The organism is Saccharopolyspora sp. NPDC002578 (assembly GCF_053592695.1).
In genome coordinates, this window is sequence record NZ_JBSFWJ010000123.1 from 1 (window position 1) to 10076 (window position 10076).

At 71.6% G+C, this 10076-nt stretch carries 8 protein-coding genes and 1 pseudogene; 4 read left to right on the forward strand and 5 right to left on the reverse strand.

What is annotated here, in order from left to right:
- Positions 1–113: 113 nt before the first annotated feature.
- Positions 114–932, reverse strand: a complete 819-nt coding sequence (locus tag ACWD38_RS29305) for a crotonase/enoyl-CoA hydratase family protein (RefSeq protein WP_184479050.1) — start codon at positions 930–932, stop codon at positions 114–116.
- A 200-nt stretch (positions 933–1132) separates the two neighbouring features.
- On the opposite strand from ACWD38_RS29305, the gene ACWD38_RS29310 reads away from it, so the two are divergent.
- Positions 1133–2785 (forward strand): AMP-binding protein, encoded by a 1653-nt coding sequence (locus ACWD38_RS29310; protein WP_184479051.1) that lies wholly within the window; start codon positions 1133–1135, stop codon positions 2783–2785.
- Entirely contained in the window at positions 2785–3888 is a 1104-nt protein-coding gene (locus tag ACWD38_RS29315) for an NAD(P)H-dependent flavin oxidoreductase (RefSeq protein WP_450125358.1), read from the forward strand. Before ACWD38_RS29310 ends, ACWD38_RS29315 begins: the two co-directional genes overlap by 1 nt.
- Before the next feature lie 55 nt (positions 3889–3943).
- Here ACWD38_RS29315 and ACWD38_RS29320 read toward each other — a convergent pair whose 3' ends face one another.
- The 3 genes from ACWD38_RS29320 to ACWD38_RS29330 form a co-directional block, all read right to left on the reverse strand.
- Positions 3944–5566: a long-chain-fatty-acid--CoA ligase gene (locus ACWD38_RS29320; protein ID WP_450125359.1), complete on the reverse strand. Its 1623-nt coding sequence runs from the start codon at positions 5564–5566 to the stop codon at positions 3944–3946.
- 293 nt (positions 5567–5859) lie between these two features.
- Positions 5860–6987, reverse strand: a complete 1128-nt coding sequence (locus ACWD38_RS29325) for an acyl-CoA dehydrogenase family protein (protein WP_450125360.1) — start codon at positions 6985–6987, stop codon at positions 5860–5862.
- Between the two features lie 60 nt (positions 6988–7047).
- Positions 7048–8226: an acyl-CoA dehydrogenase family protein gene (locus ACWD38_RS29330; RefSeq protein ID WP_450125361.1), complete on the reverse strand. Its 1179-nt coding sequence runs from the start codon at positions 8224–8226 to the stop codon at positions 7048–7050.
- 329 nt (positions 8227–8555) lie between these two features.
- Between ACWD38_RS29330 and ACWD38_RS29335 the strand changes: the two genes are divergently transcribed.
- A complete protein-coding gene (locus ACWD38_RS29335; RefSeq protein WP_184479056.1) occupies positions 8556–8765 on the forward strand; it encodes a ferredoxin in 210 nt (69 codons plus the stop codon).
- 84 nt (positions 8766–8849) lie between these two features.
- Positions 8850–9938 carry a zinc-binding dehydrogenase gene (locus ACWD38_RS29340; RefSeq protein WP_184479057.1) on the forward strand — a complete coding sequence of 363 codons (1089 nt, stop codon included), beginning with the start codon at positions 8850–8852 and terminating at the stop codon, positions 9936–9938.
- A gap of 35 nt (positions 9939–9973) precedes the next feature.
- On the opposite strand, the pseudogene ACWD38_RS29345 reads toward ACWD38_RS29340, so the two are convergent.
- Positions 9974–10076, reverse strand: a pseudogene (locus ACWD38_RS29345) (IMP dehydrogenase); the annotation flags it as partial.

Sequence of the window (10076 nt, forward strand, 5' to 3'; positions counted from 1 at the left end):
ACCCCCCCGCCCCCCCCCCCCCATTCTCACCCTCCCAACCCTCACCCCCTTCACCCCTGGGGGGGGGGGGGGGGGGGGGGGGGGGCGCCGCCCCCCCCCCGCTCCGGGGCTCGTCACCGCCCGCGGAAGTGCGGCGTGCGCTTCTCGGCGAACGCGCGGGGTCCTTCCTTGGCGTCCGCGCTGCGGAAGACCTCCAGTCCTAGCCGGGTGTCCACCTGGAACGCGTCGTTCTCCGGCATGCCTTCGGTCTCGCGCATGGTCCGCAGGATGGCCCGGACCGCGAGCGGCCCGTTGGCGGCCACGGCTTCGGCGAGTTCCAGTGCGGTGCTCAGCGCTTCACCATCGGGCACGACCCGGCCGATGAGCCCGATCTCCTTGGCCTCCTCGGCGGTGAGGTGCCTGCCGGTCAGCAGGATTTCGGCGGCGAGGGTGTAAGGGATCTGGCGCGGCAGGCGGACCGCCGAGCCGCCCAGGGGGAACAGGCCCCACTTGCATTCCGAGACGCCGAAGCGGGCGCCGCGTCCGGCGACGCGGATGTCGGTGGCCTGCAGGATCTCGGTGCCGCCCGCGACGGCCGGGCCTTCGACGGCGGCGATGAGCGGTTTCGTCAGCCTGCGGCCCTTCAGCAGCGGTTCGATCACCGACAGGTCGCGGCCTTCGGTGGTGTCGCCGGGGTGGCTGCTGGTCATCGCCTTGAGGTCGGCGCCCGCGCAGAACGCGCCGCCCGCGCCGGTCAGCACGCAGGCCCGGATGTCGTCGTCCTCGTCCACCTGGTCCCAGGCCTGCTTCATGATCGCCATCATCTCGGCGGACAGCGCGTTGCGCTTGGCCGGTCGGTTCAGGGTCACGACCAGCACCTGCCCGTGCCGCTCCACCAGGCAGTCCGGCTCCTCTGTGGCCTGGGCGGGCGGGTGCGCCGGTGTTGCGGACATGGGTTCCTCCCGGGAAGTCGTGCGGGGCGACGTGACCGCCCGCGTGCGGGCTCGTTGGGGATGGCAGGTCGGGCGCGACGGCTCGTCGGCGCGGCATGGTCCGAACCCGTGCCGCATTCGCGGGAATTCCGGAAATCAGGGCGCTTTCTGAACCGATCGGCCCGTTGCCTCGGACGATAACATGTTCTAGTTTCGATCGGGTGGCACACAACATCGCGGATCTCTTCGAGCACGCCGTCGACCTGACACCCGAGCGCGTCGCCGTGATCTGCGGCGAGGACCGGGTCACCTTCGCCGAACTGGAACGCCGATCGAACCGGCTCGCGCACCACTGGGCCCAGCGGGGGCTCGGCCGGGGCTCGCACATCGGTGTGCACACCCGCAACCGCATCGAAGCGCTGGAGGCGATGCTCGCCGCCTACAAGCTGCGCGCGGTCGCGGTCAACATCAACTACCGCTACGTCGCGGAAGAACTCCGCTACATCTACGAGGACGCCGACCTCGCCGCGCTGGTGCACGAACGCCGTTACGGGGACCGGGTCGCCGAGGCGCTGCCGCCCGGCCTGCGCAGCGTGCTGGTCCTCGACGACGGCAGCGACCAGGACTGCACCGCCCACGGCGGCACCGGCTACGAGTCCGCGTTGGCGGACTCCTCGCCGGAGCGGGACTTCCCGGCGCGCTCCGACGGCGACCTGTTCCTGCTCTACACCGGCGGGACGACGGGCAACCCGAAGGGCGTGATGTGGCGCCACGAGGACGTCTGGCGCACCCTCGGCGGCGGCATCGACTTCATGACCGGCGAACCGATGGCCGACGAGTGGCAGCAGGCCCGCGACGGGGCCGCCAGCGGCGGCCTGGTGCGATTACCGGCCGCTCCGTTCATCCACGGCGCCGCGCAGTGGGCCGCGTTCGGCAACCTGTTCGCGTGCAGCACCGTCGTGATCCTCCCGGAATTCGACGCGCACGAGACGTGGCGGGCCATCGAGCGCCACGGCGTCCACGTCCTGGCCATCACCGGCGACGCCATGGCCCGCCCGCTGATCGAGGCGTTGCACGAGGGCTCCTACGACGTGTCCTCGCTGGTGGCGATCTCCAGCAGTGCCGCGCTGTTCTCCCCGTCGGTGCAGGAGCAGTACCTGGAGGCGCTGCCCAACGTGGTGCTCACCGACTCCATCGGCAGCTCAGAGACCGGGTTCAGCGGCATCGGCGTGCTCAGCAAGGGCGGCGAGCGCACCGGCGGCCCGCGGGTGAAGGCGGACTCCGCCACGGCGATCATCGGCCCGGACGGGCGGCTGCTCGCGACGGACTCCCGCGAGGTGGGGCTGCTGGCCCGCTCCGGGCACGTGCCGCTGGGCTACTACAAGGACCCGGACAAGTCCGGCTCGGTGTTCGTGGAGATCGACGGGGTCCGCTACGTCGTGCCCGGCGACTACGCGCGCTACGAGTCCGACGGCACGGTCACGATGCTGGGCCGCGGCTCGATGTCGGTGAACACCGGCGGCGAGAAGGTCTACCCCGAAGAGGTCGAGGGCGTGCTCAAGGCGCACCCCGACGTGTTCGACGCGCTGGTGTTCGGCGTCCCCGACGACCGGCTCGGCCAGTGCGTCGCCGCGGTCGTGCAGACCAGGGACGGCACCGAACCCGCCTGGGCGGAGCTGGAAGCGCACGCGCGCAAGCGGATCGCGGGGTACAAGGTGCCGCGCAAGCTGTGGCTCGCCGCCAAGGTGCGCCGGTCGCCGAGCGGCAAACCGGACTACCGCTGGGCCTGCACGCACGCCGAGCAGCACGAACCCGACGCCGTGAAGCACTCGGGCACCGCCGCGGTGGCCGAGGCAGCCGAAAGGAAGCCCTGATGCGCACTGCCCTCTGCGACCGGCTCGGCATCGAGCACCCGATCATCGGGTTCACCCCGTCCGAGCACGTCGCGGCGGCGATCAGCCGCGCGGGCGGGTTGGGCGTGCTCGGATGCGTGCGGTTCAACGACGCCGACGAGCTCGACGCGGTGCTCGACTGGATGGACGAGAACACCGGCGGCCGGCCCTACGGCGTCGACGTGGTGATGCCCTCTACCGTTCCCGCCGAAGCGGCCGACGTGGACCTGGAGGCGATGATTCCCGATGAGCACCGGGAATTCGTGCGCCGCACGCTGACCTCGCTCGGCGTGCCGGAACTGCCCGACGACGCGGCCAAGGGCGACGCGGTGCTGGGCTGGCTGCACTCGGTCGCGCGCTCGCACGTGGACGTGGCGCTCAAGCACCCGGTGAAGCTGATCGCGAACGCGCTCGGATCGCCGCCGCCGGACGTCATCGTACGCGCGCACGAGCACGGCGTGCTCGTCGCCGCGCTGGCGGGCAAGGCAGAGCACGCCCGCAGGCACGTGGACAAGGGCGTCGACATCGTGGTGGCGCAGGGGCACGAGGCGGGCGGGCACACCGGCGAGATCGCCACCATGGTGCTGGTGCCGGAGATCGTGGACGCCGTCGGCGAGGAGGTCCCGGTGCTGGCCGCGGGCGGCATCGGCTCCGGGCGGCAGGTCGCCGCCGCGCTGGCGCTCGGCGCGAGCGGAGCGTGGATGGGCTCGTACTGGCTGGCCACCAAGGAGTACACGATGACGCTGGGGGAGTCGGCGATGCAGCGGGCGCTGCTGGCGGCCGACTCCAGCGACACGGTGCGCACCCGCATCTACACCGGGAAACCGGCGCGGCTGCTCAAGACCCGCTGGACCGACGCGTGGAGCGAGCAGGACGCTCCGTCGCCGCTGCCGATGCCGCTGCAGAACATCCTGGTCAGCGAGGCGCACCAGCGGATCATGCGCTCCGACGACCCCGAGGTGGTGTCCATGCCGGTCGGCCAGATCGTCGGCCGGATGAACGCCGTGCGCGACGTCGACGAGGTGATGCGCGACCTGCTGCGCGAAGCCGGCGAGACGTTCAGCAGGCTCGACGGGATTCGCTGACCGCCCGTCGGAGGCTCCGCGATCGTGCCGCGGAGCCTCCGGCGCGCGGCGACTCTCAGCTCAACGCCGCGTCGAGCGCCACGGCTCGTTCCGGGGGCAGGGGTTCGAAGACCGGGTCGGGACCGGGACGCCACCACACCGCGTCGGGGCAGTTCCAGCGCTGCGCGGCCAGTTCGCGCTTGAGGACCTTGTGCGTCTCGGTGCGCGGCAGGTCGATGGCGAACCGGACGAACCGGGGCAGCTGCTTGGGGCCCAGGTCCGCTTGCGCGGCGAGGAAACCGCCGAGGTCGAGCGGGTCGTCGCCGACCGCCACGATCGCGGCCATCACCTGATCGCCGACACCCGGATCCGGCACGGCGTACACGGCGGCCTGCGCGATTCCGGGATGTCGCAACAGGATTCGCTCGATCGGCGCCGTGCCCAGGTTCTCGCCGTCCACCCGCAGCCAGTCGTCGGAACGGCCCACGAAGTAGCAGAACCCGTCCCCGTCCAGGTAGGCGAGGTCACCGCTCCAGTACATCCCGCCGCGCATCCGCCACCTGTCGGCCTCGGGCGCCTGGTAGTACCCGGCGAACGCTCCCGCGCCGGCGGTGTTGACGAGTTCGCCGATCGCCTCGTCCGGGTTCGTGACCCGCCCGTCCCGGTCGAAGGACGCGGGCGGGCAGCGCCGCCCCGTCACCGGGTGCAGCACGTGGACGCCCGGGCCGGGCCTGCCCAGGGAACCCGGCGGCGCGTCCGGGGTGCGCGCGACGGCCACGCCGCCTTCGGTGGACCCGAACCCGTCCACCACCTGGCAGCCGAACCGCTCCGCGAACCGCGCGAGGTCGCGCTCAGCGCCCTCGTTGCCGTACACCACCTTCAACGGGTTGTCCGCGTCGTCCGGCCGAGGCGGGGTCGCGAGGATGAACGACAGCGGCTTGCCGACGTAGTCGGCGTACGTCGCGCCGAAGCGGCGCGCGTCGTCGAGGAAGCCGGAGGCGGAGAAGCGCCGCCGCAACGCCACCGCCGCGCCCGCCGCCAGGCCCACCGCCCAGCCCGCGAACAGCGCGTTCGAGTGGAACAGCGGCATCGACACGTAGACGCAGTCGCGCCCGCCGAGCTCGAACCGGTCGGCCAGCATCCGGCCGGGGGAGGCCACCTTGCCGTGCGTGCAGCGGACCGCCTTCGGGTCTCCACCGGTGCCCGAGGTGAACAGCAGCGCCAGCAGGTCGTCGGGACCGGCGGCGACCGGCCGAAGGGGGGAGCCCCGGTGCGCCGACAGCAGCCGCGACCACTTCGGGGTGTCGATCAGGTGCACGTTCCCGTTCGCCGCGCCGAGATCGGCCTCCGACAGCAGGCCCGCGTACCGCCGCTCGGTGAGCACCAGCCGGCAGTCCGCGAGCCGGACGTCGCGGGCCAGGGCCTCGCCGCGCCGCCCGGTGTTGAGCCCCACCAGCACCGCCCCGGACAGCGCCGCCGCGCCCAGCAGGAACGAGAAGTCCGGAACGTTGTCCAGCAGCACCCCGACGTGCCACGGGCCGCCCTCACCGCGCAACGAGCGCAGGACGGCGGCGTGGTCGGCGCAGCGCTGGACGTGCTCCGCCCAGGTCCACTCCCGGTGCTCGAAGCGCAATCCGGGACGCTCGTCGTCGGCGCGGGCGAGCAGCAGATCGGTGACGGTGGGCGTCGGCTCGACCATGGCTGGCCTCCTGTTCGGGCCTTTCAACTGCACGACAACGCTTGACGGGAATCGGCGTGACGGGGCCTTGTGCTCGGTGGTGGCTCTTCCTCTTGTTGTCAGCGGCGGAGCCGCTGAGCAGCGACCGGCTTGAGCAAGGTGACCATCGGCGGGTTCTCAGCGGCTTCCTCGCGAGGACAGCGATTTCGTGATGTAGGGAGCTGCATGAGAAATCGCGATCACACCGGCAACGGGCAGCGAGGAAGCCGCTGAGGTTCCGTCACCCGGCCCACTACGCCCACCGGGACACGGGCCTAGTCCAGGACGGTGTCGTCGTCGGCCAGGGCTGTTCCGATTCGCTGCAGCTGGGAGGTCGCTCCGCCGAGGGCGAATTCGCGGCGCTTGGCCGCGACGAAGTAGCGGTGCAGGTGGTGGTCGAGGTCGATGCCGACGCCGCCGTGGACGTGGACCGCGGTGTGGGCGACGCGGTGCCCGGCTTCGGCGGCCCAGAACTTCGCGGTCGCCACCTCGGTGTCGCAGCGCAACCCCTCCGCCGCGCGCCACGCGGCCTGCCACGTCGTCAACCGGACCGCTTCGACGTCGATGTAGGCGTCCGCGAGCCGCTGCGACACGGCCTGGAAGGTGCCGATCGGGCGGTCGAACTGGGTGCGCTCACCCGCGTACGCGGCGGTCAGCTCCAACGCCCGCTCCAGCACCCCGAGCTGTTCGGCGCACAATCCCAGCGTGGTGCGGGTTTCGAGCCAGTCCGCGACCTCGCCGGTCTCGTCCCCGCCGAGCAGCCGGTCGTCGTCCAGGCCGACCCCGGTGAGCTCCAGCTGCGCCGCGCCGTCGCCGTCGACGACCTGCTGGCGCCGCACCGCCACCCCGTCGTCGCCGGACGCCACGACGAACACCCGCCGCCCGTGCGGGGTCGAGGCCGGTACCAGGAAGAAGTCCGCGACCGGACCGGCGGGCACAGCCGCCTTGACCCCGTTGAGGAGCCACTTCCCGCCGTCCCGCGCGGCGGTGGTGGCAGGAGTCGCGGGCGCGGGGTCGCCGTCCTCGGCGAACGCCGCCGTCAGCACGATCTCGCCGTCACCGGCCGGGCGCGCCCACCGCTCCTGCTGGTGCGCGTCCCCGAACCGGACGACCGCGGCGGCCCCCGCCACCAGCGACGGCAGGTACGGCACCGGCGCGACCGCCCTGCCGAGTTCGACCAGCACGGCGCACTGCTCCAACAGCCCGCAGCCACCGCCGCCGAGCGCTTCCGGCAACGCCGCGTCGAGCACCCCGGCCTTGCCGAGTTCCGTCCACAGCACGCGGTCGAACCGGTCCGGTCCGGACTCCACGTCGCGCAACCGGTCGGCGGTGACGTGGTCGGTCACGATGTCGCGGGTCAGTTCCGCCAGGTCGTGCTGTCCCTCGGTCGGTGCGAAATCCATCGTGGAACTCCTCGTGCAGACGGCGCCCGGACTCGGGCAGGGGCGGTCGGCGGGCCCGGCTCAGCTGCGGGACCGGGGCAGTCCGAGGCCGACGGTGGAGACGATGTCGCGCTGCACCTCGTTGGTGCCGCCGCCGAAGGTGAGGATCAGCGCCGCGCGGTGCATCCGCTCGATCCGGCCGCGCAGCGCGGCGCCCGGCGAACCGGCGCGGACGTGGCCCGCGGGCCCCAGCACCTCCATCAGCAGCCGGTACGCCTCGATGGCCAGTTCCGTGCCGTAGACCTTCGTCGCCGAGGCCGCGGCGGGCGCGGGTTCGCGCTCGGCGGTCCAGGCGATCTTCCAGTTCATCAGCTTCAGCACTTCCGCACCCGCGTGCACCCGCGCGAGGTGGGAGCGGACCCATTCCTGGTCGAGCACGCGGCGGCCGTCGGGCAGCGAGGTCTTCCGCGCCCAGTCCCGCACTCCGGCCAGCGCTGAGCTGATCGGTGCCGCCGAGGTCAGCGCGACCCGCTCGTGGTTGAGCTGGTTGGTGATCAGCGGCCAGCCCGCGTTCTCCTCGCCCACCAGCGCCGTGGTCGGCACCCGCACGTCCTCGTAGTAGGTGGCGCTGGTCGTCGGCCCGGCGACGGTGCGCACCGGCGTCCAGGAGAAGCCCGGCGCGTCGGTCGGCACGACCAGCATGCTCAGCCCCTTGTGCTTGCGGGCCTCGGGATCGGTGCGGCAGGCCAGCCAGATGTAGTCGGCGTACTGCACCAGGCTGGTCCACATCTTCTGACCGTTGATCACGTACTCGTCGCCGTCGCGGACCGCGGTGGTGCGCAGCGCGGCGAGGTCGGTACCTGCTTCCGGCTCGGAGTACCCGATGGCGAAGTGGATCTCCCCGGCGGCGATGCCGGGCAGGTACTGCGCGCGCTGCTCGGGAGTGCCGTAGCGCATGATCGTGGGCGCGATGCTGTTGAGCGTCAGGAACGGCACCGGAACCCCGGCGATCGCGGCCTCATCGGTGAAGATGAGTTGCTCCAGCATCGTGCGGCCGTCGCCGCCGTGCTCCCGGGGCCAGCCGAGCGTCAGCCACCCGTCGGCCCCCAGCTGCCGCACGATCCGCTTGTACGCGTCGCCGTCGCCGTAGTCACCGCCGGTGGTCAGCTCCGCGCGGAGCTCCTCGTTCATCAGCCCCGCGAAGTAGTCGCGCAGCTCGTGGCGCAGCCGTTGCTGACCGGACGTGAAGCCGATGTGCACGTGGCCTCCTGGCGAGTGTCGTACTGCCCGGACTGGTGTAACAAGTTCCACCGACCATAAACCGGCCCGCGTCGATTGGTCGACCTCTGGTCGGGGTCATCTTTTCCGCCGGGGGCGCGGGATCGTGCGTTAATGTGGAACTTGTTCTACATCATGTTTCGCTGATGGCCACGGGTGCGGCGGGCGATGACCCCGGGTTGCGGAAGCGGTTCAGCCGGGCGACCCCCCGGATGGAGCAGTGCATCCGGCGGGGCCGGCTCGTTGCTCTGCTGAGGATCGCCGCGCGCCGAGCACCCGAGGGCCCGAGTTCCACGAGTGCGGAGGAAGCGATGGAGATCGGCGTGCGACCCGAACTGTGCGAGGCCAACGGCGTGTGCGTCGGGCTGGCCCCGGGGGTCTTCGAGTTGGACGAGGACGAACAGCTGCAGATCCGCCGTCCGATCCCGGACGAAAAGGTAGAACGTGTTACCAAAGCGGTCCAGCTCTGTCCGAAGGGTGCGCTTTTCATCGCAGGAAACGACCCGGAATCTGAGTCTTGAAGATAATGGGAACGCGTTCTACTGTGTGTCGCACGTAACAGTCGCCCTGTGCGGCGGCCTCGGACTCGGTGAGGAGACAGGCCGGTGAAGGCAGCGGTGCTCAAGCAGATCGGCGATGACGAGCTCGACGTCCGGACGGACGCCGCGGTGGTGGCGCCGGGCCCGGACGAAGTGCACGTCCGGATTCGCGCGGCGGGGATCTGCCACAGCGATGTGTCCGCCATGAACGGAACCCTGCCCGCGCTGGCGCCCGGAGTGATGGGCCACGAAGGCGCCGGCGAAGTCCTGGCGGTGGGGGAGCAGGTCACCGACCTCGCTCCCGGTGATCACGTCACCATCACCTTCGTGCCGCCCTGCGGCAAATGCCGGGAATGCCTGCACGGGCAGGCCCACCTGTGCGCGGTGCACACCATCGCCGCGTTCACCTCCCCGCGGTTCGAAGTGGGCACGGAGCCCACCTTCGGCTTCGCGGGCTGCGGCACCTTCGCCGAAGAGCTCGTGCTGCCCCGCGACGGAGCGATCAAGATCGACCCGGACGTGCCGTTCGAAGTGGGCGCGCTGCTCGGCTGCGGCGTGCTCACCGGCGTCGGCGCGGTGCTCAACACCGCGCAGGTCGAACCCGGGTCCACCGTGGCCGTCATCGGGTGCGGCGGTGTCGGCATCTCGGTGATCCAAGGCGCCCGGCTGGCCGGGGCGACCGAGATCGTGGCCGTCGACCCCGTGACGCAGAAGCACGACGCGGCGAAGCGCTTCGGCGCGACGCACGCCACCACCCCCGACGGGTTCGACGAGCTCAAGCAGGAACTCACCGGTGGCGCCGGATTCGACTACGCCATCGAAGTCGTCGGACTCGCGGCCACCATCCGCTCCGCGTACGACGCCACCCGGCGCGGCGGCACCGTCGTCATCGTCGGCGCCGGCGGCGAAGACCAGAAGGTCGAGTTCACGGCGCAGGAACTGTTCATCAACGAGCGCAAGATCCTCCCGTCGTTCTACGGCTCGGCCGACCCCCGCCGGGACATCGACCGGATGCTGCGGTTCTGGCGGGCCGGGCGCCTCGACCTCGAAGGCATGGTCAGCAGGCGACTCGCGCTCTCCGACATCAACGACGGCTTGGCGGCGCTGCAAGGCGGAGATGCCGCCCTGGTCCGCCAAATCGTCACTTTCGACTAGAGCTCTTCGCGCGGAGCGGTCTGCGCAGGGAGTGGGTAGCGGACGCTGATCTGCGGCACGCCCACCCCGGCCACGACGCGGGTCGTGCAGATCGAGCCGGGCCCGACGCCGACCTTCACCGCGTCCGCCCCGGCGTCC